The organism is Variovorax sp. WS11 (genome assembly GCF_010499245.1).
In the GTDB taxonomy this organism is placed as follows: Bacteria; Pseudomonadota; Gammaproteobacteria; order Burkholderiales; family Burkholderiaceae_C; genus Variovorax.
Genome location: NZ_JAAGOW010000001.1, coordinates 3,464,303 through 3,484,568, shown reverse-complemented (window position 1 = coordinate 3,484,568; position 20,266 = coordinate 3,464,303). Strand labels below are relative to the sequence as shown.

Here is a 20,266-nt window from a genome sequence, read left to right as displayed (position 1 = left end):
GCGGTGCTATTCGACTTGGGAGCGGCCCGGCGTCTCATGCTCGCGCCCCGAACATGCCCTCGGGCCGAAACAGCACCACGCCGATGAAGATCGCGAAGATGCCGATCTGCCCCAGCGACTCGCCGAGGTACAGCCCGCCCAGCGACTCCACCACGCCCACCAGCAGGCCGCCGACCAGCGCGCCGACGAAGCTGCCCATGCCGCCCAGCACGACGATGGTGAAGGCCACGAGCACGAAGCCGCCGCCCACCTGCGGGTTCACGTAGTACGCAGGCAGCAGGAAGCAGGCCGCAGCGCCCAGGCAGGCCAGCCCGATGCCGAAGCTCATGGCGTAGACGTGGTCGACGTCGATGCCCATCAGCTTGGCGCCCTCCTTCTCCTTGGCCACCGCGCGGATGGCGCGTCCCAGATCGGTGCGGCCCATGATCCAGAACAGCAGCGCCGACACCACCAGCGCACCCGCGAAGGCCACCAGCTTCGGCACCGCGATCATCGCGGGGCCGATGGCGACCGTGCTGAGCGAGTAGGCCGTGTCGATATTGCGCGTGTCGGACTTGAAGAAGATCAGCGCCAGGTTCTCCATCACGATCGCGATGCCCAGCGTGGCCAGCAGGATGTTCTCGTCCTTGCCGTGGCCGGCGCGGTTGATCACGATGCGCTGCAGGCCGTAGCCCAGCGCGAACATGCCGGGCACCACGACGGGCAGCGCGAGATAGGGATCGATGCCCAGGCGCTCCTTGAGGAAGTACACCGCGTACAGCGCCAGCATCAGGCAGGCGCCGTGCGCGAAGTTGATGATGTGCAGCACGCCGTAGATCAGCGTGAGGCCGAGCGCGATCAGCGCGTAGACGGCGCCGGTCGTGAGGCCGTTGAGCACGGAGGGGAAGAGGATGCCGAAGTCGAGCATTCCTCACGCCTTCAGCGGAAACACCGGATCCACCTCCCGGTAGTCCCGCGGAATGATCACCTTGATGTCGTTCTTCACCACCTGCGTCATCAGAGGCTGCGCCCCCTCGTTCTGCCCGTTGACGAAGCGCGTCGGCCCGTACGGCATCATGTGATCGGAGAACTTGCTCTTCTCCAGCGCATCGATGAGCGCCGCGCGCTCCGCCGACTTCGCGCGCTCCAGCGCATCGGCCAGCAGCCACATCGCGGTGTAGGTCATGAACACCTCGTAGCTGAAGAACTGCCCCTTGGCCTCCACCCGCTTGCGCAGCTCGTGCGAGCGCTTGTCCTTCGGGTTGAACCAGTGGTTGCAGTCGATGATGCCGTTGGCCGCGTCCGGGAACTCCTTCACGAACTTGTAGCTCGAGGCCGCGCCGCCCAGCACCGAGAAGATGGCCTTGGGCGCCACCTTCTGCTGCTGCATGGTGCGCACCAGCAGCGCGTACTCGTTGTAGTAGTTGGCGGGGATCACGATGTCGGGGTTGACCGACTTCATGCGCAGCACGATGTTGTTGAAGTCGCGCGTCGGGTTGGCGTGCTTCACCACTTCCTTCACGTCGAAGCCGTAGCCCGGCAGCTCGCGCGACAGCAGCTGCGCGGTGCCGGCGCCGAACAGCGACTCCTCGTGGATGATCATCACCGTCTTGGCCGGGCTGCCCGCGGCCTTGTTGAGCACCAGCAGGTTGGCCATCGCCACCTCGGTGGACTTCTTGTAGCCGGGGCCGAAGCGGAAGGTGTTCTTCAGGCCGCGCTCGACGATCTGGTCGGCCACGCCCACGTCCACCACGTGCGGCAGGTTGTACTTGGCCGCGGCCTGCGTGGTCGCCAGGCAGATCGCGGAGGCGTAGGCGCCGACGATGGCCGCGACGCCTGCCTCGTTCATCTTCTCGACCTCGGCGGTGCCGGCCTGCGGCTGCGACTGCGCGTCGCCCAGCAGCGCCTCGATCTGCGCGCCGCCCAGCGACTTGATGCCGCCCGCCTTGTTGATGTCCTCGATGGCCAGCTGCGCGCCCAGCCGGCATTGCTGGCCCGAATAGGCGAGCGCCCCGGTCACCGGATGCAGCACGCCGACCTTGACGGTCTTCGGCTGCGCGCCGGCCACGAGCGGGAAGGCGACGGCGGAGGCCATCGCGGCGGACTGCGACATGAAGCGGCGGCGATTCGGCATGGGCTTTTTCCTTTTCTCTCTGCTTAGTTGAAAGGGGCTGACACGTCCTTGCTGACCCACACCTTGGCGTCGATGCTGCCCACGCGGGACAGCTGCATCTCGTAGGCGTAGCGGTCGGGCCGGTAGAAGCCGTGCAGCCACTGCACGGGCCGCTCGTCCTGGTCGTAGACCAGGCGGCGCACCGCCAGCAGGGCCGAGCCGACCGAGACCTCGAGATGCTCGGCCAGCACGTTGTCGGCCAGGCGTGCGGAAATGGTCTGGTGCGCGCGGCCGACCTTGACGCCGGCCTCCTCCAGCAGCACCAGGATCGGCTTCTTGGCGAGCTCGCGGCGGCCGAAGCGCCGCCCCACGTCGCCCGGCACGTAGGTGGTGATGTGCGACAGCGGCCCCTCGCGCGTCGAGCGCACGCGTACCGCCTTCTGCACCGCATCACCCAGCTGGAGATGCAGCGCCTCGGCCACCTGGCTGGAGGCACACACGGTCGCCACGTCGATCACCTTGACCGACGTGCGCAGGCCCATGGTGACCAGGTTCTCCAGCAGGCCGTGCAGGTTGGCACGGGTCTGGCTTTCTCCCTCGCGCGGCTCGGCCGCCGCGGCCGGCGGCACCGGGCGGGTGCGGCGCCCGGGGTTGCGCGAGATCAGGCCTTCGGACGACAGGCGCTCCAGCGCGCGCCGCACCGTGACGCGCGCAACGCCGAACTGCTCCATCAGCGACAGCTCGCCCGGCACGCCGTCGGCGAAGCGCCCTTCGTCCAGCTGCTCGCGCAGCACCAGGTAGATCTGGTGGTACTTGGGCAAGGGCATCTGCGACATGGACGGCATCGTTGAACACTTCGAATGTTCTGTCAATGGGACATTTCAAGGCCGCCATTCGACGAAGCTCCCGCCGGCCCGGCGCTTCCGCTAAGCTCTGCGCGATCCATGATCAAAGTGCTGCTGGCGCCGGCCATGGCCCTCATCGTTCTTGCCTCGGGCTGCGCGAGCGGCCCGGGCACGGGCCCGCAGCCGCCCATTGCGCAGGCGGCGCAGGCGGCGCAGGCCGAGGACCTGGCCGACTTCGAGAAGGCCGGCCTGCTGGTCAAGCAGCGCAAGCCCGCGGAGGGCCTGCAGGTGCTCGACGGCCTGATCGGCCGCTTCGAGGCCCGCTACCGCGACAGCAAGGCGCGCATCTACAGCGCACGCACGCAGGCCGAAAGCCTCCACTACATGGTCCAGGCGGCGAACGATCGCCGGAGCGCGATCGACGTCGGCCCGACCTGGAGCCACGCCGAGTACCTCAAGGGCTATGCGCTGGTGGAGCTCCAGCGCATCCCCGACGCGCGCCGCGCGCTCGAACGCGCGATCGAGCTCGCGCCGGCCAACGCCCAGTTCCGCTCCGAGCTCGGCCACACCTACCAGATCGACAAGAGCTGGACGAAGGCGCTCGAGGTCTTCACCGAGGCCGAGCGCGCGACCGCCTTCTCCCTGGACGACGAGCGGGTCCGCCACCAGACCCGCGCCCTGCGCGGCCAGGGCTTCGCGCTGATCGAGATGGGCCGCCTGGAAGAGGCCGAGGCGCGCTACCGGCGCTGCCTTGCGCTCGATGCGAACGACCAGGTGGCGCAGATGGAGCTGCGGCTCATCGAGAGCCTGCGTGCGCGCGGCCGCATGACGCTGCCGGGGCGGCCGACGCCGCTGTGAGATGGGCCGTCACTGCCAATTCGGGTGCAATGAGCTGATGAGCTTGTTGCAGTCGCCGCGCGTCAGGACGGCAAGCGCATTCCTCTCGCGGGGGGTCAGGTCCCGCAGCACGAAGGAATCGGCCAGGTCCTCCGCCATCCGCGGCGAAAGGTAGCGTTCCGAGCGGGCGGCGGCGACCAGCGCGGCGCGGATCTCGGCGGGCGGGGCCGTCTTCTCGACAAATCCGCTGGCGCCCCACCGGATCGCCTCCCGCAGCATGTGCGGCGAATTCATGTCGCTGATGAGCACGACGCGCACTCCGGCCGCCATCATGCGGAGCAATTGCATGAAAGCGCGCAGCCCTTGCGGACCGAGGGCCGGGTCCACCAGCGCGATGCAGTCCCCGGCCTCCATGCAGCAGGCGAGCAAACGGTCCGTGGTGGGCGCCGAGCACCCGAAAGCCAGGCCCTCGATGCCGCTCACGAGCGATTCGAGGCTGCACAGAAGCGCGGGCGAGGCGACGCCGATGATGACCGTCACTGCGCGGTCGGCCTCCGCCGCGTCTTGTTCGTCCGCAAGCGACGCAAGGAGCGCCGGATGCTGGAACGACACCCCGCCACCCGGGATTTCGGCAGATCGATCGTTCATCGCCTTGCTCCTGCGTTGTTCAGCTTTGCACCTGGCACGAGGCCTGCACGCTGGGCCACCCGTATTCGCGCCCCGTCAGTGCGCGCGCAAGAAGATAGTTGTTCAGCGCCCGTGCGCTCAAGCCGTCCATGTGCACCGTGCCGCTGGCATCGCAGGGAAACGACAGGGCGCGGCCCGTGCCGCTGAGAGAGGGAAAGCGCAGCTCGAAGGCGGACTGTGCAACGGATGAATCGGGGGCGGCGTGCATGGCGGTGTCGTCTTGGTTCATTGCAATGAAGCGGCCAGGAAACAAGGTCTTGCACCTCAGGCAGGATCGCATTCGCGCAGGGCGGTCTCGATGCAGGCGAGGAGGTCTTCCGGACGGAAGGGCTTGGTGAGAAAGCAGGTCACGCCCGTCTCCAAGGCGCGCACGCACGCCTGTTCGTCGGAGTAGGCGGTGATCAGGATCGTGGGAATCGGGGTGCCGGAGGAGGCCAGGTGGCTGTACAGCTCGAGCCCGGTCATCCCCGGCATGCGCATGTCGGCGACGAGGCACCGGATGGCGCAGGTGCCCTTCGATTGCAGGAAGCTCTCGGCCGAGTCGAAGGTGGCGGAGGACAAGCCGGCGGAGTCGAGCAGGTCCTTCGTGGTGTCGCGAACCGACGCATCGTCGTCCACGATCGCTACGGTCGGTTGGTTGGGCATTTGGATTTTTTGGTGGGTCTTGAGCATTGGCGCAAGACTAGGCCGATCGCGCGCGCAAGACCATTGCACATGCGTCGCGCGCTCTACGACTTTGGTTTAGGCGCCTAGCCCACCTAGGGTTTCGAATCGGAAAGGCCGAGCGTGTCCGCGAAGCGCACGAGCTGCGCCAGGGACGTCGTCTGCATCTTGCGCATGATCTGCCCGCGATGGACCTTGACGGTGGCCTCGCTGATGCCCAGGTCGGCCGCGATCTGCTTGTTCACGCGCCCGGCACTCACCAGCGCCATGACCTCGCGCTCCCGCTGGGTGAGCGCGGCGTAGCGTTGCCGCAGCGCCGCAACGAGCGCCGTCTCGCGGCGCTGCGCGCGGTGCCGCTCGATCGCGGCATCGATCGCATCGAGCAGCTCCTGGTCGCGGAAGGGCTTGCTCAGGAACTCGACGGCGCCGGCCTTCATGGCGCGCACCGTCATCGGAATGTCGCCGTGCCCGGTGATGAAGATCACCGGCAGGTCGACGCCCGCCCGCGGGAGCTCTTCCTGGAAGCTCAATCCGCTGGCGCCGGGCAGCCGCACGTCGAGCACCAGGCAGCCGGGCGCGTCCGGGCGCTGCGCCTGCATGAACGCCTGCGTCGAGGCGAAAACCCGCACGTCCATGCCGACGGAGGCGAGGAGATCCTGGAGCGCCTCGCGCATCGCCAGGTCGTCGTCGACCACGAAAACGACGGGCCGCTCGGTTGCCACTACGGCTCCCGTTGCCCGACCGGCAGCGAAAACTGGAACACGGCGCCGTGGGGCAGGTTCGGCGCGGTCCAGAGCTGGCCGCCGTGGGCCTCGATGATCGAGCGGCTGATCGACAGCCCCATGCCGATGCCCTGCGCCTTGGAGGTATGGAAGGGCTCGAAGAGCTTGTCCGAGATGTCGGACGCGATGCCGGGGCCCGTGTCGCGCACCTCGACGCACACCCCGCCCTCCGCTTCGCTCGCGCCGATGACCAGCTGTCGCGGGCGATCGCCGGGCGCGCTCATGGCCTCGATGGCGTTGACGATCAGGTTGACGACCACCTGCTGGAGCTGCACCCTGTCGCCCCACACGGGCGACAGGCCCTCGGCCAGCGTGCTCTCGAGCGCGATGTCGTTGCGGCGCATCTGGTCGCGAGTGAACGCAATCACGTCGAGGATGATCTGGTTGAGGTCGACGCGGTCCCGCCGCGGCGGCTGGCGCATGACCAGGGCGCGGATGCGGTCGATGACCTCGCTCGCGCGCTTGCCGTCCCTGGCAATGCGCTCGAGCGAACGCTGCGCCTTTTCGATCTCGGGCGGCTGGGCCGCGAGCCAGCGCGCGCAGGATCCGGCGCTCGCGGCCATGGCCCCCAGCGGCTGGTTGACCTCGTGCGCGATCGAGGCCGCGAGCACGCCGAGCGTGGTCACGCGGTTGACCCGCGCAAGCGCTGCCTGCGCCTCGCGCAGGGCCTCCGACGCGAGGATGTGGTGCGTGAGGTCGCGCGTGATCACGAGCGCAGCCTCCGGGCGCTCCGAGCCGAGCCGCAGCGGCGAGTAGGACACCGACAGGTAGATGCGCCCCAGTTCGGTCGTGGACCATTCCGCGAAGGTGAACTGCTCCCCGTCAAAACAGCGGTCGAGGCTCGGCTTCACGGCGCGCTCGAAGAAGTCGCTCCCGAGTACATCGGCGACATGCGTGCCGACGATCGCCTCCGCCGGCGTCCTCCAAGTGCGGCCGTAGACCTCGTTGACCCTTTGATAACGGTAGTCCCGGCCGATCACGGCCACGCCATCGGAGGCGCTCTCGAACACCTGCCGCGTCAAATACTCGCTTTCGCGCAGACTGCGGAAGATGAGAAGACTGGTGAGCGCGTCGGACAGCCGATGCCCGATCTCCTCGAACAGCCGCCTCTCCTGCGCCGTCCAGGTGCGCGGGCGTGAGCACTGGTGCAGCCCGAAGAGGTAAGGCTGATCGCCCTTGGGGTACAGCGCCATGGCGAGCACGGACCGGATGCTGAAACGCTCCGCGAGCTGCGCCGACACCTGGAGCTCCCAGCCAGGACCGAAGGGCACGGCACCGCCCGCAGCGCGCGCCGTCCGGAACACCGTGGCGACTTCCGCATCGAGGGGCAGCTCGGCGCCGAGCCTGAATGCGCCGGGAAACTCGGGCCGCGTCTGTTCCATGACCATGCGCCATGAGTCAGCCTCCGGATCGCACGGATAGGTGAGCCATGCCCGGTCGCAGGCAAAGATGTCGAGGACCACATCGAGCACATCGCTCATCATCTTCTCGAGGTCGTTGGTCCCCTGCATCGCGCGGTTGACGCGGTTCATGCTTTCCAGGAATCCCAGGTGCGCGCGCAGCGCCTCTTCGGCGCGCTTGCGCTCGGTGATGTCGCGCCCGACGCCCCGGTAGCCCGTGAAGCGCCCCGCCTCGTCGAACATCGGCAGCCCCGATACCGACACATGGCGTATGCCGCCGTCGGACGTCGCCCGGGCGAGCTCGAAGTCGCGGAACGGGACATGGGCATCGAGCGCTGCGCGGTGCTGGCGCCAGGCCTCCTCGTCCGGCTCCAGATAGGGCACTTCCCACCGCGTCTTGCCGATTTCCGAGCCCGCCGCCGGCGCGCGGTCGAACCTGGCGGAGTACTCCTGCCGGGTGAAGCGATGCTCGGCGTCGCTCTCCCAGTACACGTCGAAAGAGAACTTCACCAGCGTGCGAAAGCGCTCCTCGCTCTCGCGCAACGCCTCCTCGGCGTGCTTGCGCTCGGTGATGTCCTCGCACGCCACGAGCAGCACCGGCCCGCTGCGCAGCACGACCGCGTTGGCCGACTCCCGGACCCACAGCAGCGTGCCGTCCTTGCGGACCTTGCGCGCCTTCCAGCGCATCACGCGCCCCGGCTGCCGGAAAGCCTCCTCGGCATTTCCCTGGACGAATTCCCGATCGGCTTCGTGGAACACGTTCAGCACCGGCTGGCCGACCAGCTGGCTCACGCGCCAACCCAGCTGCTCTGCGCCGACGGGATTCACCGACAGGATCGCGCCGGCCGCATCGATGATGAAGTACATCGTGGGATTCGCCTCGAAGGCAGCGCGCCACTGCTCCTCGAGATCCTGCCGGGCCTCCTCGGCCCGTTTGTGCTGGGTGATGTCGGTATTGGTCGCAAGGATCGCCACCGGCTCGCCCCGCTCGTTTCGCTGCAATGCCAGGCGGCTCTCCACGACCACCGGCGTTCCGTTTCGCCGGTGATGCACCAGCTCGCCTTCCCAGCGTCCAGTGCGCAGCACCTGCGATTCGATCTGCTCGAGCGGCACGGCAGAGAGGGTCTTCAGCAGCTCGGGCGCGGACTGGCCGAGCGCCTCTTCGGCCGTCCATCCATACATCTGCTCGGCGCCGCGGTTCCAGTAGGTGATCGATGCTTCCATGTCGCGCACGATCATGGCGTCGTGCGTGAGATCCAGCAGGTCGGCGTGCTCGCGCAGCAAGGCTTCGGCCCGCCGCTCGAAAGGCCGACACGGCGGGCGCGGCAGCGTTTCCTCATCCTTGCGTTTCGTCATGAGCGACTCCTGGGCGTCGCGGCCTGTGAGCCGCAGCACGTCGCGCAGCGCCGGTGGTAGGGCCGGCTCCTCCTTGGACAGTGGCGATCGCCATTCTGAACGCCATCGTGGCTGCTGTCATGGCGCAGCGCAGCGCACGGCGACTGCAGGCGACATGGGTTCATTCCGTGGGCAGGAAATTCGTGGTTCAAGCCGCAAAGCCATCCTTCAGCGCCTCCCTCAGCCACGCCACGAACACCGTCACCGCCCGCGGCACATGGCTGGCGTAGGGGCGCACGGCATAGAGCTGGCCGGCGAAGGCGCCCACCGGCGTCCACTGCGGCAGCACCTGCACCAGCTTGCCGGCCTGCAGTGCGGCCTGGGCGCTGAAGTCGGGCACCAGCGCGATGCCGAGTCCGGCCAGTGCCGCGTCGCGCAGGGCCTCGCTGTTGTTGGCGGCAAAGGGGCCGGCGACCGGGATAGTCACGCGCTCGGCGGCGCGGCGCCCGTTCGACGATTCCAGCGTCCAGGCCGGCGTGTCCTGCGCGCGCGGGTAGTGCAGGCAGTCGTGCTGCGACAGCTCTTGCGGCGTCTGCAGCGCGGGGCGGCGGCGCAGGTAGGCGCGGCTCGCGACCAGTACCGAGCGCGTGGCGCACAGCTGCCAGGCCACGTGCGTATCGGGCACCGAGGCCGCATGCCGGATCGCGAGGTCGAAGCCTTCCACCGCCAGCGCGCTCAGCCGGTCCGAGAGATCCAGCGCCAGCCGCACTTCCGGGTTGGCGCGCAGGAAGTCCGCGACCCGCGGCACCAGCTGCTGGCGCGCGAAGGCCACCGGCGCCGTCACCCGCAAGAGGCCGCGCGGCACGCCGGCCAGGTCGCGCACGCCGGCGAAGCTGTGGGCGATCTGCTCGAAGGGTGCGCGCGTGTCGTCCACCAGCCGCTGGCCGGCCTCGGTCAGGCGCACGCTGCGGGTGGTGCGGCGCACCAGCGGCACGCCCGCCGCGCGCTCCAGCTCGGCAATGCGCTGGCTCATCGCGGCCTTGCTCACGCCCAGCCGGGCGGCCGCTGCCGTGTAGCTGCCCTGCTGCGCCAGCACGGTCAGCCAGTGGAGATGGGTCCAGAGCAGCTCGATATTTTTGGCATCCATGGGGTGGATTGTTCACGATAGCGAACAATCAGTTCAACCCTGGCGCCTTGGCAGAAGGCGTGGCCCTTCCTAGACTCGCGGAACTTCCAGCACCCGCAACAGGACCTCGCCATGACCAAGCAGCCCTCCGCCCCCACCCCCCTCGCGCACTTCATCGGCGGCCAGCGCGCCGGCGGCGCCTCCGAGCGCGCGCAGGACGTCTTCAACCCCGCCACGGGTGCCGTCACCGGCCGCGTCGCGCTGGCCGGCCGCGCCGACGTGGATGCGGCCGTCGCCGCCGCCCGCGCCGCCTTCCCGGCCTGGGCCGACACGCCGCCGATCCGCCGCGCGCGGGTGATGTTCAAGTTCCTGGAGCTGCTCAACAAGCACCGCGACGAGCTGGCGCAGCTGATCACCGCCGAGCACGGCAAGGTCTTCACCGACGCGCAGGGCGAGGTCACGCGCGGCATCGACATCGTCGAGTTCGCCTGCGGCATCCCGCAACTGCTCAAGGGCGACTACACCGACCAGGTCTCCACCGGCATCGACAACTGGACGCTGCGCCAGCCGCTGGGCGTGGTGGCGGGCATCACGCCCTTCAACTTCCCGGTGATGGTGCCGATGTGGATGTTCCCGGTCGCGATCGCGGCGGGCAACACCTTCATCCTCAAGCCCAGCCCGATCGACCCCAGCCCCTCGCTGCGCATCGCCGAGCTGCTGAAGGAAGCGGGCCTGCCCGACGGCGTGTTCAACGTGGTCCAGGGCGACAAGGAGGCGGTCGACGCGCTCCTGGAGCACCCGGACGTCAAGGCCATCAGCTTCGTCGGCTCCACCCCGATCGCCAACTACATCTACGAGACCGGCGCGCACCACGGCAAGCGGGTGCAGGCGCTGGGCGGCGCCAAGAACCACATGGTGGTCATGCCCGATGCCGACCTGGAGCAGGCGGTCGACGCGCTGATCGGCGCCGGCTACGGCTCGGCCGGCGAGCGCTGCATGGCGATCAGCGTGGCGGTGCTGGTGGGCGACGTGGCCGACAAGCTGGTGCCGATGCTGGCCGAGCGCGCCCGCACGCTGAAGGTGCGCAACGGCACGAACCTCGAGGCCGAGATGGGCCCGATCGTCACCCGCGCGGCGCACGAGCGCATCACCGGCTACATCGCGCAGGGCGAGAAGGAAGGCGCGAAGCTGGTCTTCGACGGCCGGCAGTTCGACACGGCGCAAGTCGGCGACGGATGCGACAACGGCTTCTGGATGGGCGGCACGCTGTTCGACCACGTCACGCCCGAGATGCGCATCTACAAGGAAGAGATCTTCGGTCCGGTGCTCTCCTGCGTGCGCGTGCCCGACCTGAAGGAGGCTGTCGACCTCATCAACGCCCACGAGTTCGGCAACGGCGTGGCCTGCTTCACCCGCGACGGCAACGTGGCGCGCGAGTTCTCGCGGCGCATCGAGGTGGGCATGGTGGGCATCAACGTGCCGATCCCGGTGCCCATGGCCTGGCACGGCTTCGGCGGCTGGAAGCGTTCGCTCTTCGGCGACATGAACGCCTACGGCGAGGAAGGGGTGCGCTTCTACACGCGGCAGAAGTCGATCATGCAGCGCTGGCCGGAGAGCACGCCCATGGGGGCTGAGTTCGTGATGCCGACTGCCAAATAAGAAACGGCGGCCGCCGGGCCGCCGTTCCTGCGGGGACCCGCCTTCAGGCCTTGAAGGCGACCACTTCCTGGCGCTGTTCGCCCAGGCCTTCGATGCCCAGCGTCATCACGTCGCCCTTCTTGAGGTAGAGCGGCGGCTTCATGCCCAGCCCCACGCCGGGCGGGGTGCCGGTGGTGATCACGTCGCCGGGCATCAGGGTCATGAACTGGCTCACGTAGCTCACGATCTTGGCCACGTTGAAGATCATGGTCTTGGTGCTGCCGGTCTGCATGCGCTTGCCGTTGAGGTCGAGCCACATCGACAGCTTCTGGGGGTTGGCCACCTCGTCGCGCGTCACCAGCCAGGGGCCGATGGGGCCGAAGGTGTCGCAGCCCTTGCCCTTGTCCCAGGTGCCGCCGCGCTCGATCTGGTATTCGCGCTCGCTCACGTCGTTGATCACGCAGTAGCCGGCCACGAAGTCGAGCGCGCTCTTCTGCGAGACGTAGCGCGCGGTCGCGCCGATCACCACGCCCAGCTCCACTTCCCAGTCGCTCTTAACCGAGCCCTTGGGCAGCATGACCGGATCGTTCGGGCCCTGGATGCAGCTGATGGCCTTCGTGAAGACCACCGGCTCGGCCGGGATCGGCAAGCCCGACTCGGCCGCGTGGTCGGCGTAGTTGAGGCCGATGGCGATGAACTTGCCCACGCCCGCGACCGGGCAGCCGAAGCGCGGCTTGCCCCTGACCAGCGGCAGCTTCTCGAGCTTCTGCTTGCGCAGCTTGGCGAGCGCGGCGTCGCCGAGCTGCTCGGGGCCGATGTCCTTGACGACCGCGCTCAGGTCGCGCAGCTGGCCGTTGTCGTCGATGAGGCCGGGCTTCTCCTTGCCGGGGTTGCCGTAGCGAACGAGTTTCATGAGGTCCTTTCTTCTTGCAAGACTAGTAGGTGGAGCGGCCGCCCGAGAGGTCGAACACGGCGCCCGTGGAAAAAGAGCAATCTTCGGTGCAAAGCCAGCCTACCAGGGCGGCGACCTCCTCCACCGTGCCGAAGCGGCCCATCGGGATCTTCGAGAGCATGAAGGCGATGTGCTCCGGCGTCATCTGGTCGAAGATCGCCGTCTTCACCGCCGCCGGCGTCACGCAGTTGACGCGCACGCCGGTGTCGGCCAGTTCCTTGCCCAGCGACTTGGTCAGCGCGATCACCGCCGCCTTGCTCGCGCTGTAGGCGCTGGCATTGGGGTTGCCCTCCTTGCCGGCGACCGAGGCGATGTTGACGATGCGCCCATAGCCCTGCCTGCGCATCTGCGGCACCACCTCGCGGCAGCAGAGGAAGAGCCCGTTGAGGTTGACGTCCATCACCTCGCGCCAGGCATCGGCCGGGTAGTCCCACAGCTTGACGTTGGGCCCGGTGATGCCTGCGCTGTTGACCAGCGCATCGATGCGCCCGGCCTGCGCCAGCGTGGCTGCCACCGCCTCGGCCACCGAAGACTGCTGCGCCACGTCGACCCTCAGCGCCGAGGCCCGGGGCCCCAGCGCCCAGGCCGCCTTCTCGGCCGCGCCGGCATCGCGGTCCCACAGCGTGACGCTGCCGCCCGATTCGATCAGCCGCTGGGCGATGCCGCGGCCCAGCCCGGTCGCGCCGCCGGTCACGACCGCATGCCGCTCCCGGAAGTCGAGCTGGTTCATATGGTGAAGCCGCCGTCGGCCGCGTAGGCCTGGCCGGTGACGAACTGCGACTCGTCGCTCGCGAGGAAGAGCACCAGCGGCGCGATCTCCTCGGCCTGCGCGAGGCGCCCCATGGGCTGGCGCGCGATGAAGGCCTTGCGCGCCTCGACCGGGTCGGCGTTGGCGTTGATCCGATCGGCCAGCGAAGGTGTATCGACCGTGCCCGGGCACACCGCATTGCAGCGGATGCCCTGGCCCACGTAGTCGGCCGCGACGCTCTTGGTCAGCCCCAGCACCGCCGCCTTGGTGGTGCCGTAGACGCAGCGGTTGGGCAGGCCCTTGATGCTGGAGCACACGCTGGCCATGTTGATGATGCTGCCGCGGCCGGCCGCCAGCATGCCCGGCAGCACCGCCTGGATCATCCAGAACTGGGCGCGCACGTTGAGGCGGAAGGCGAAGTCCAGGTCGTCGTCGCTGGCCTGCAGCGCGGCGCCGTTGTGCACCACGCCCGCGCAGTTGAAGAGGATGTCGAGCGCAGGCAGCGTCTTCGTGAAGGCGTCGATCGCCGCCTTGTCGAGCACGTCGAGCCTGGCGGCCGTGATGTTGGCCACGCCCGCGAAGCGCTCCAGGAGCTTGTCGTTGATGTCGGTCGCCCAGACCTGCGCGCCCTCGGCGGCGAGTGCGAGCGCGCTGGCATGGCCGATGCCCTGCCCGGCCGCGGTGACGAGCGCGGTCTTGCCCTTGAGTCTCATGGGATGTCCTTCTCGCTGATGGATGGAGCCGCGATGCGGCGTTCAGGGTTAGGCCCGATGGCTGCCTCGCGTAGCGCCTCGTATTCTGAATTGGCCTGACCACTTGGCCAATCCAGGACAACCCCTAAGTGCCGCTCCAGACCCTCGAACCGAGACGCCTCTACCGCCAGATCGCCGACCAGCTCAGCGCGCTGATCGCGAAGGGCGAGTTCGCGGTGGGCGCGCGCCTGCCGGCCGAGCGCGACCTGGCCAAGCAGCTGGGCGTGAGCCGGCCCTCGGTGCGCGAGGCGCTCATCGCGCTCGAGGTCGAGGGCTGGGTCGAGGTGCGCACCGGCTCCGGCGTCTATGTGCGGGGCCGGGCGCAGCACGCCGCCGCGCCGGTGGCCAGCACCGAGTGGGGCCCGCTGGAGCTGATCCGCGCGCGCCGCGTGGTCGAGGGCGAGACCGCGGCCATCGCGGCCGTCACGGCTAAGCGCAAGGACATCGAGGCGATGACGCGCGCCATCGCGCTCATGCGCGAGCTGGCCGAGCGCAACGTGATGCCGCTGGACGGCGACCGCGCCTTCCACCTGGCGATCGTCGAGTGCTGCGGCAACGTGGTGCTGTCGGAGACGGTGCAGGGCTTCTGGGACTCGCGCCGCGGCCCGATCTTCACGCGCCTGGGCGGCTATTTCGAGAGCGTGAAGTCCTGGCGTTCGGCCATCGCCGAGCACGAGGCGATCCGCGACGCCATCGCCGCGCACGACGCCGAGGGCGCGCGCAACGCGATGCATGCGCACATGGACAAGTCGCACCAGCGCTTCAGCGCCAGCTGGCGCCGGGCCAACCTCTTCTTTCAACCACCGACGGAGACAAAACGATGAATACCAAGCGTTTCGCACTGAAGACGATCGCCGCCTGCGTTCTCGCCGCGGGCGCCCTCGGCATCGCGCAGGCCCAGACCAAGCTCAAGTGGGCGCACGTGTACGAGACCTCGGAGCCCTTCCACAAGTACTCGGTGTGGGCGGGGGAAGAGATCAAGAAGCGCACCAACGGCAAGTACGAGGTGCAGGTCTTCCCGGCCTCCAGCCTGGGCAAGGAGGCCGACATCAACCAGGGCCTGACGCTGGGCACCGTGGACATCATCCTCTCGGGCGCGAGCTTCGCGGGGCGCACCTACGCGCCGCTGGCGGTGTCGTACTTTCCCTTCATCTTCCGCGACGCGGAGCACCAGCTGAAATACGCCACAAGCGACGTGTTCAAGGAACTGGCCAAGGGCTACGACGACAAGAGCGGCAACCACATCACGGCGCTGACCTACTACGGCGCGCGCCACGTCACCTCGAGCGCGGCCCGGCCGGTGGCCAAGCCCGAGGACATGAAGGGCCTGAAGATCCGCGTGCCCGATGCGCCGGCCTACCTGGCCTTCCCCAAGGCGCTGGGCGCCAACCCGACGCCGATCGCCTTCGCCGAGGTGTACCTGGCGCTGCAGAACGGCACCGTGGATGCGCAGGAGAACCCGCTGCCGACCATCGAGGCCAAGAAGTTCTTCGAAGTGCAGAAGAACATCTCGCTGACCGGGCACATCGTCGATTCGCTGCTGACCATCGTCTCGGGGCAGCTGTGGGGCAAGCTCTCGGCGGACGAGAAGAAGATCTTCACCGAGGTGATGCAGGAGGCGGCGGAGAAGACCGGGCGCGAGATCATCGCCTCGGAGGCGCGGCTGGTGGAGGAGTTCAAGAAGAAGGGGAACAACGTGATGACGGTGGACAAGGGGGCGTTCCGGGAGGCGGTGTTGAAGAGCACCAAGCCGACGGATCATGGGTACAGGCAGCAGGACTACGACCGCATCACTGCGATCAAGTGAGTCCGGCTCCCCATGACCGATCAGAAAATCATCGACGACGAAGGCCACTTCCACGCCCAGGACGAAGTGGTCGACCTCTCCGGCACCATCGCCGAGGGCTGGGCCGCGCTCGCGCTCTTCTGGCTGCTCGGCCTCACGGTCTTCTACCAGTTCGTCACCCGCTACGTCATGAACGACTCGGCCGCCTGGACCGAGGAGATCGCGCGCTACATGCTCGTCGGCGTGGTCTTCATCGGCGCGGCCATCGGCGTGTCGAAGAACAACCAGATCCAGGTCGACTTCTTCTACCGCTACCTGCCCGGCGCGGTCGGCCGCTGGCTCTCGCGCGCGGTCGACGTGCTGCGCATCGGCTTCTTTGCCGCGGCGGTGGTCATGACCGTGCAGATGATGATGAAGATCGGCAACCAGACCCGCATGACCATCGTCGACCTGCCGATGAACCTGGTCTACGGCCTGTGCCTGCTCGGCTTCGCGGCCATGGCCTGGCGCTCGCTGCAGGTGGCGCGGGTGCACTGGCGCCGCGGCTACAGCGTGCTGGAGCGGCCCGAATCGACACTGGAAGACCGCTGACCCATGCTCAAGATCTTCTTCCTGATCTTCATGGCCGGCGGCATCCCCGTCGCCATCGCCATGGCCGGCGCCTCGCTGGTCTACATCCTCACGTCGGGGAGCCTGCCGCCCTTCGTCGTCATCCACCGCATGGTCAGCGGCATCGACAGCTTCCCGTTGTTGGCTGTGCCCTTCTTCATCCTGGCCGGCAACCTGATGAACAACGCCGGCATCACCACCCGCATCTACAACTTCGCGCTCGCGCTGGTGGGCTGGCTCAAGGGCGGCCTGGGGCATGTGAATGTGCTGGGCTCGGTGATCTTCGCGGGCATGAGCGGCACCGCCATCGCGGACGCGGCCGGCCTCGGCACCATCGAGATCAAGGCGATGAAGGAGCACGGCTACGCGACCGAGTTCGCGGTGGGCGTGACGGCCGCCTCGGCCACGCTGGGGCCGATCATCCCGCCGAGCCTGCCCTTCGTGATCTACGGGATGATGGCCAACGTCTCGGTGGGCGCCCTCTTCCTCGCGGGCATCCTGCCGGGCGCGATGATGGCGCTCTTGATGATGTTCACCGTCGGCTGGTACGCCCACCGCAACAAGTGGGGCGGCGACGTCAAGTTCTCCAGCACGCGGCTCTTCAAGGCGCTGTGCGAGCTGGCGGTGGTGATCGGCTGGCCGCTGCTGCTGTGGGCGGCGGTGACCCGCCTGGGCGCGCCGGCGCAGATCACGGTCTTCGTCGGCCTGGGCCTGCTCTTCGTGCTCGACCGGATCTTCGCCTTCGAGGCGCTGCTGCCCATCATGACACCGGTGCTGCTGATCGGCGGCATGAGCACCGGGCTCTTCACGCCCACCGAGGGTGCCATCGCGGCCTGCGTGTGGGCCATGATCCTCGGCTTCGCGTGGTACCGCACGCTCTCGTGGAAGATGTTCGTCAAGGTCTGCCTCGACACCATCGAGACCACCTCCACCGTGCTCTTCATCGTCGCCGCCGCCTCCATCTTCGGCTGGATGCTGACGGCCACCGGCGTCACCACCGACATCGCGAACTGGGTGCTGGGCTTCACCAAGGAGGCCTGGGTCTTCCTGCTGCTGGCCAACCTGCTGATGCTCTTCGTCGGCTGCTTCCTGGAGCCGACCGCGGCCATCACCATCCTCGTGCCCATCCTGCTGCCCATCGCGACGCAGCTGGGCGTGGACCCGATCCACTTCGGCCTGGTGATGGTGCTCAACCTGATGATCGGCCTGCTGCATCCGCCCATGGGCATGGTGCTCTTCGTGCTGGCGCGGGTGGCGGGCCTGAGCTTCGAGCGCACCACGATGGCGATCCTGCCGTGGCTGGTGCCGCTGCTGCTCAGCCTGGCCATCATCACCTACATGCCCAAGTTGGTACTCTGGCTGCCGAAAATGTTCTTCTGAAAATCTTCTGAATTCCCGACGCAGGACCCCACGATGAACCCCTTCATTCGCCTCCACCCCGCCGACGACGTCGTGATCGCCCGCGGCCAGCTGGTCGGCGGCACGTCCATCGAAGGCGTGACCACCCGCGGTCTGATCCCGCCCGGCCACAAGGTGGCGGTGCGCGCCATCGCCCAGGGCGAGCCGGTGCGCCGCTACAACCAGATCATCGGCTTCGCGAGCCGTCCCATCGCGCCCGGCGAGCACGTGCACACGCACAACCTCGACATGGGCCCGGACAAGGGCCACTTCGATCGCGACTACGCCTTCGGGGCCGACGTCAAGGCGCCTCCGCCGCGGCGCGAGGCCACCTTCATGGGCATCCAGCGCGCCGACGGCCGGGTGGCCACGCGCAACTACATCGGCGTGCTGACCAGCGTGAACTGCTCGGCCACCGCGGCGCGCGCCATCGCCGATCACTTCTCGCGCCAGACCAATCCGCAGGCGCTCGCGCCCTACCCCATGGTCGACGGCGTGGTCGCGCTCACGCACGGCACCGGCTGCGGCATGGACACCCAGGGCATGGGCATGCAGCTGCTGGAACGCACGCTCACCGGCTATGCCACGCACCCCAACTTCGCGGCTGTGCTGGTGGTGGGCCTGGGCTGCGAGGCCAACCAGATCAACGCCTGGCTCGCCACCGGCAACCTGCGCGAGGGCGAGAACCTGCGCGTCTTCAACATCCAGGACACGGGCGGCACGCGCAAGACGGTGGAGAAAGGCGTTGCGCTCATCAACGAGATGCTGCCGCGCGCCAACGCCGTGAAGCGCGAGCCCTGCAGCGCCGCGCACATCACTATCGGCCTGCAGTGCGGCGGCTCCGACGGCTACTCGGGCATCAGCGCCAACCCGGCGCTGGGCGCGGCGGTGGACCTGCTGGTGGCGCACGGCGGCACCGCCATCCTCTCGGAGACGCCCGAGATCTACGGCGCCGAGCATCTGCTTACGCGCCGCGCCGTCAAGCGCGAGGTGGGCGAGAAGCTGGTCGAGCGCATTCGCTGGTGGGAGCACTACACCGCCATCAACGAAGGCGAGATGAACAACAACCCCTCGCCCGGCAACAAGGCGGGCGGGCTCACCACCATCCTCGAGAAGAGCCTGGGCGCGGTGGCCAAGGGCGGCACCAGCAACCTCGAAGCCGTGTACGAGTACGCCGAGCCGGTCAAGGCGCACGGCTTCGTCTACATGGACACGCCGGGCTATGACCCGGTGAGCGCCACCGGCCAGGTGGCGGGCGGCGCCAACATGATCTGCTTCACCACCGGCCGCGGCTCGGCCTACGGCTGCGCGCCCTCCCCCTCGCTCAAGCTCGCGACCAACTCGGCGTTGTGGCAGCGGCAGGAAGAAGACATGGACATCAACTGCGGCGAGATCGTCGAAGGCAGCGTGTCGATCCAGGAGATGGGGCAGCGCATCTTCGAGCTGGTACTGGCGACCGCGTCGGGGGAGGCGAGCAAGAGCGAGAAGCATGGGTATGGGCAGAACGAGTTCGTGCCTTGGCAGGTCGGTGCGGTGATGTGACGGAGCTTCTTCAAATGCCTCAGACCCTCCAAGCCGCGACGCTTCGCACCCAGATCACCTCCATCATCGCCGGCACCGGCAGCACCCCGGCCGAAGCCGAGCAGGTCGCCGCCAACCTCGTGCTCGCCAACCTCAGCGGCCATGACTCCCACGGCGTCGGCATGGTCCCGCGCTACGTCGACGCCGCGGCCGAGGGCGGCCTGAAGCCCAACGCCGGCGTCAAGGTCAAGCTCGACACCGGCCCCATGCTCTCCCTCGACGGCCAGCGCGGCTACGGCCAGATCGTCGGCGTGCAGGCCATGCAAATGGCGATCGAGCGCGCGAAGCAGCACGGCAGCTGCGTCCTGTCGCTGGCCAACGCCCACCACCTGGGCCGCATCGGGCACTTCGCCGAAATGGCGACGGCGCAGGGCCTGGTCTCCATGCACTTCGTCAACGTGCTCTCGCGCCCGGTGGTCGCGCCCTGGGGCGGCGGCGACGGGCGCTTCGGCACCAACCCGTGCTGCATCGGCATTCCGCTGAAGGGTGCCGAGCCCTTCATCCTCGACTACGCCACCAGCCGCGTCGCCCAAGGCAAGATGCGCGTCGCCCACAACAAGGGCGAGCGCGTGCCGCCCGGCTACCTGATCGACGAGCACGGCGCGCCCACCGACGACCCCGGCGTGGTCGTGGTGCCGCAGGGCAACGGCCTCTTCGGCGCGCTGATGACCTTCGGCGAGCACAAGGGCTACGGCATGGCCGTGGCCTGCGAGCTGCTGGGTGGCGCGCTCACCGGCGGCGGCACCTGGCACCGCCAGGCCGACACGGCGCGCACGGTGCTCAACGGCATGCTGGCCATCGTGATCGACCCGGGCAAGCTGGGCACGCAGGCCAGCTTCGAGCAGGAGGCGCGCGCCTTCGTCGACTGGCTGCGGCAAAGCCCGCCGGGCCAGGGCTTCGACGGCGTGCAGATCGCCGGCGAGCCCGAGCGCAAGGCCCGCGCAGCGCGCGAGCGCGAAGGCATCTGGATCGACGACGCGACCTGGAGCGAGATCGTGGCGGCGGGGGCGAAGGTGGGCGTGGCGATCGGCTGAT

20 protein-coding genes are annotated in these 20,266 nt (G+C 68.4%); 8 read left to right on the top strand and 12 right to left on the bottom strand.

Annotated elements, in window-relative coordinates; all coding sequences use genetic code 11:
- Positions 1-34: 34 nt before the first annotated feature.
- Genes GXN78_RS17195 through GXN78_RS17185 form a run of 3 tightly spaced genes read right to left on the bottom strand, consistent with a single transcriptional unit; the run spans position 35 to position 2,919 of the window.
- Positions 35-907 (bottom strand): branched-chain amino acid ABC transporter permease, encoded by an 873-nt coding sequence (locus tag GXN78_RS17195; RefSeq protein WP_106557420.1) that lies wholly within the window; start codon positions 905-907, stop codon positions 35-37.
- Positions 908-910: 3 nt separating this feature from the next.
- Positions 911-2,113 (bottom strand): ABC transporter substrate-binding protein, encoded by a 1,203-nt coding sequence (locus tag GXN78_RS17190; protein ID WP_106557419.1) that lies wholly within the window; start codon positions 2,111-2,113, stop codon positions 911-913.
- Between the two features lie 23 nt (positions 2,114-2,136).
- Positions 2,137-2,919 carry a GntR family transcriptional regulator gene (locus tag GXN78_RS17185; RefSeq protein ID WP_106557436.1) on the bottom strand — a complete coding sequence of 261 codons (783 nt, stop codon included), beginning with the start codon at positions 2,917-2,919 and terminating at the stop codon, positions 2,137-2,139.
- A 117-nt stretch (positions 2,920-3,036) separates the two neighbouring features.
- Between GXN78_RS17185 and GXN78_RS17180 the strand changes: the two genes are divergently transcribed.
- Entirely contained in the window at positions 3,037-3,795 is a 759-nt protein-coding gene (locus GXN78_RS17180; protein WP_106557418.1) for a tetratricopeptide repeat protein, read from the top strand.
- 9 nt (positions 3,796-3,804) lie between these two features.
- Here the strand turns inward: GXN78_RS17180 and GXN78_RS17175 are convergent, their stop codons facing one another.
- The 6 genes from GXN78_RS17175 to GXN78_RS17150 form a co-directional block, all read right to left on the bottom strand.
- On the bottom strand, positions 3,805-4,422 hold the full coding sequence (locus GXN78_RS17175) for a response regulator transcription factor (protein WP_106557417.1): 618 nt from the start codon (positions 4,420-4,422) through the stop codon (positions 3,805-3,807).
- A gap of 19 nt (positions 4,423-4,441) precedes the next feature.
- On the bottom strand, positions 4,442-4,669 hold the full coding sequence (locus tag GXN78_RS17170; protein WP_106557435.1) for a hypothetical protein: 228 nt from the start codon (positions 4,667-4,669) through the stop codon (positions 4,442-4,444).
- A gap of 56 nt (positions 4,670-4,725) precedes the next feature.
- The gene (locus tag GXN78_RS17165) at positions 4,726-5,133 is read right to left on the bottom strand and encodes a response regulator (protein WP_106557416.1); all 408 of its coding nucleotides are present in this window, start codon (positions 5,131-5,133) and stop codon (positions 4,726-4,728) included.
- A gap of 86 nt (positions 5,134-5,219) precedes the next feature.
- Entirely contained in the window at positions 5,220-5,846 is a 627-nt protein-coding gene (locus GXN78_RS17160; protein ID WP_164255510.1) for a response regulator transcription factor, read from the bottom strand.
- Positions 5,846-8,662 carry a PAS domain S-box protein gene (locus tag GXN78_RS17155; protein WP_146163069.1) on the bottom strand — a complete coding sequence of 939 codons (2,817 nt, stop codon included), beginning with the start codon at positions 8,660-8,662 and terminating at the stop codon, positions 5,846-5,848. The genes GXN78_RS17160 and GXN78_RS17155 overlap by 1 nt, the downstream gene beginning before the upstream one ends.
- Before the next feature lie 187 nt (positions 8,663-8,849).
- Positions 8,850-9,788, bottom strand: a complete 939-nt coding sequence (locus tag GXN78_RS17150; RefSeq protein WP_106557414.1) for a LysR family transcriptional regulator — start codon at positions 9,786-9,788, stop codon at positions 8,850-8,852.
- A gap of 111 nt (positions 9,789-9,899) precedes the next feature.
- Between GXN78_RS17150 and GXN78_RS17145 the strand changes: the two genes are divergently transcribed.
- Positions 9,900-11,426, top strand: a complete 1,527-nt coding sequence (locus GXN78_RS17145; RefSeq protein WP_106557413.1) for a CoA-acylating methylmalonate-semialdehyde dehydrogenase — start codon at positions 9,900-9,902, stop codon at positions 11,424-11,426.
- Positions 11,427-11,469: 43 nt separating this feature from the next.
- Here GXN78_RS17145 and GXN78_RS17140 read toward each other — a convergent pair whose 3' ends face one another.
- From GXN78_RS17140 to GXN78_RS17130, 3 genes are read right to left on the bottom strand one after another with little or no spacing between them, the layout of a single operon-like run.
- Complete coding sequence (locus GXN78_RS17140; protein WP_106557412.1) at positions 11,470-12,318, bottom strand: fumarylacetoacetate hydrolase family protein; 849 nt, start codon at positions 12,316-12,318, stop codon at positions 11,470-11,472.
- Between the two features lie 22 nt (positions 12,319-12,340).
- Positions 12,341-13,087 carry an SDR family NAD(P)-dependent oxidoreductase gene (locus GXN78_RS17135; RefSeq protein WP_106557411.1) on the bottom strand — a complete coding sequence of 249 codons (747 nt, stop codon included), beginning with the start codon at positions 13,085-13,087 and terminating at the stop codon, positions 12,341-12,343.
- Complete coding sequence (locus GXN78_RS17130; protein ID WP_106557410.1) at positions 13,084-13,818, bottom strand: SDR family oxidoreductase; 735 nt, start codon at positions 13,816-13,818, stop codon at positions 13,084-13,086. Before GXN78_RS17130 ends, GXN78_RS17135 begins: the two co-directional genes overlap by 4 nt.
- 128 nt (positions 13,819-13,946) lie before the next feature.
- Here GXN78_RS17130 and GXN78_RS17125 point away from each other — a divergent pair, with 128 nt between their 5' ends.
- The 6 genes from GXN78_RS17125 to GXN78_RS17100 are packed head-to-tail and all read left to right on the top strand — an operon-like array spanning position 13,947 to position 20,265.
- The gene (locus GXN78_RS17125) at positions 13,947-14,681 is read left to right on the top strand and encodes a FadR/GntR family transcriptional regulator (protein ID WP_106557409.1); all 735 of its coding nucleotides are present in this window, start codon (positions 13,947-13,949) and stop codon (positions 14,679-14,681) included.
- Entirely contained in the window at positions 14,678-15,664 is a 987-nt protein-coding gene (locus GXN78_RS17120) for a sialic acid TRAP transporter substrate-binding protein SiaP (protein WP_106557408.1), read from the top strand. Before GXN78_RS17125 ends, GXN78_RS17120 begins: the two co-directional genes overlap by 4 nt.
- A gap of 12 nt (positions 15,665-15,676) precedes the next feature.
- Positions 15,677-16,234: a TRAP transporter small permease gene (locus tag GXN78_RS17115; protein ID WP_106557407.1), complete on the top strand. Its 558-nt coding sequence runs from the start codon at positions 15,677-15,679 to the stop codon at positions 16,232-16,234.
- A gap of 3 nt (positions 16,235-16,237) precedes the next feature.
- On the top strand, positions 16,238-17,632 hold the full coding sequence (locus tag GXN78_RS17110) for a TRAP transporter large permease (protein WP_106557406.1): 1,395 nt from the start codon (positions 16,238-16,240) through the stop codon (positions 17,630-17,632).
- 33 nt (positions 17,633-17,665) lie between these two features.
- Positions 17,666-19,192: an altronate dehydratase family protein gene (locus GXN78_RS17105; protein ID WP_106557405.1), complete on the top strand. Its 1,527-nt coding sequence runs from the start codon at positions 17,666-17,668 to the stop codon at positions 19,190-19,192.
- A 14-nt stretch (positions 19,193-19,206) separates the two neighbouring features.
- Entirely contained in the window at positions 19,207-20,265 is a 1,059-nt protein-coding gene (locus tag GXN78_RS17100; RefSeq protein WP_106557404.1) for a malate/lactate/ureidoglycolate dehydrogenase, read from the top strand.
- Position 20,266 lies beyond the last annotated feature (1 nt).

Bases quoted from the DNA above. Each gene is read 5' to 3' on its own strand.
- GXN78_RS17195 (WP_106557420.1), bottom strand. From the start codon at position 907: ATGCTCGACTTCGGCATCCTCTTCCCCTCCGTGCTCAACGGCCTCACG.
- GXN78_RS17190 (WP_106557419.1), bottom strand. From the start codon at position 2,113: ATGCCGAATCGCCGCCGCTTCATGTCGCAGTCCGCCGCGATGGCCTCC.
- GXN78_RS17185 (WP_106557436.1), bottom strand. From the start codon at position 2,919: ATGCCCTTGCCCAAGTACCACCAGATCTACCTGGTGCTGCGCGAGCAG.
- GXN78_RS17180 (WP_106557418.1), top strand. From the start codon at position 3,037: ATGATCAAAGTGCTGCTGGCGCCGGCCATGGCCCTCATCGTTCTTGCC.
- GXN78_RS17175 (WP_106557417.1), bottom strand. From the start codon at position 4,422: ATGAACGATCGATCTGCCGAAATCCCGGGTGGCGGGGTGTCGTTCCAG.
- GXN78_RS17170 (WP_106557435.1), bottom strand. From the start codon at position 4,669: ATGCACGCCGCCCCCGATTCATCCGTTGCACAGTCCGCCTTCGAGCTG.
- GXN78_RS17165 (WP_106557416.1), bottom strand. From the start codon at position 5,133: ATGCTCAAGACCCACCAAAAAATCCAAATGCCCAACCAACCGACCGTA.
- GXN78_RS17155 (WP_146163069.1), bottom strand. From the start codon at position 8,662: ATGACGAAACGCAAGGATGAGGAAACGCTGCCGCGCCCGCCGTGTCGG.
- GXN78_RS17150 (WP_106557414.1), bottom strand. From the start codon at position 9,788: ATGGATGCCAAAAATATCGAGCTGCTCTGGACCCATCTCCACTGGCTG.
- GXN78_RS17145 (WP_106557413.1), top strand. From the start codon at position 9,900: ATGACCAAGCAGCCCTCCGCCCCCACCCCCCTCGCGCACTTCATCGGC.
- GXN78_RS17140 (WP_106557412.1), bottom strand. From the start codon at position 12,318: ATGAAACTCGTTCGCTACGGCAACCCCGGCAAGGAGAAGCCCGGCCTC.
- GXN78_RS17135 (WP_106557411.1), bottom strand. From the start codon at position 13,087: ATGAACCAGCTCGACTTCCGGGAGCGGCATGCGGTCGTGACCGGCGGC.
- GXN78_RS17130 (WP_106557410.1), bottom strand. From the start codon at position 13,818: ATGAGACTCAAGGGCAAGACCGCGCTCGTCACCGCGGCCGGGCAGGGC.
- GXN78_RS17120 (WP_106557408.1), top strand. From the start codon at position 14,678: ATGAATACCAAGCGTTTCGCACTGAAGACGATCGCCGCCTGCGTTCTC.
- GXN78_RS17115 (WP_106557407.1), top strand. From the start codon at position 15,677: ATGACCGATCAGAAAATCATCGACGACGAAGGCCACTTCCACGCCCAG.
- GXN78_RS17110 (WP_106557406.1), top strand. From the start codon at position 16,238: ATGCTCAAGATCTTCTTCCTGATCTTCATGGCCGGCGGCATCCCCGTC.
- GXN78_RS17105 (WP_106557405.1), top strand. From the start codon at position 17,666: ATGAACCCCTTCATTCGCCTCCACCCCGCCGACGACGTCGTGATCGCC.
- GXN78_RS17100 (WP_106557404.1), top strand. From the start codon at position 19,207: ATGCCTCAGACCCTCCAAGCCGCGACGCTTCGCACCCAGATCACCTCC.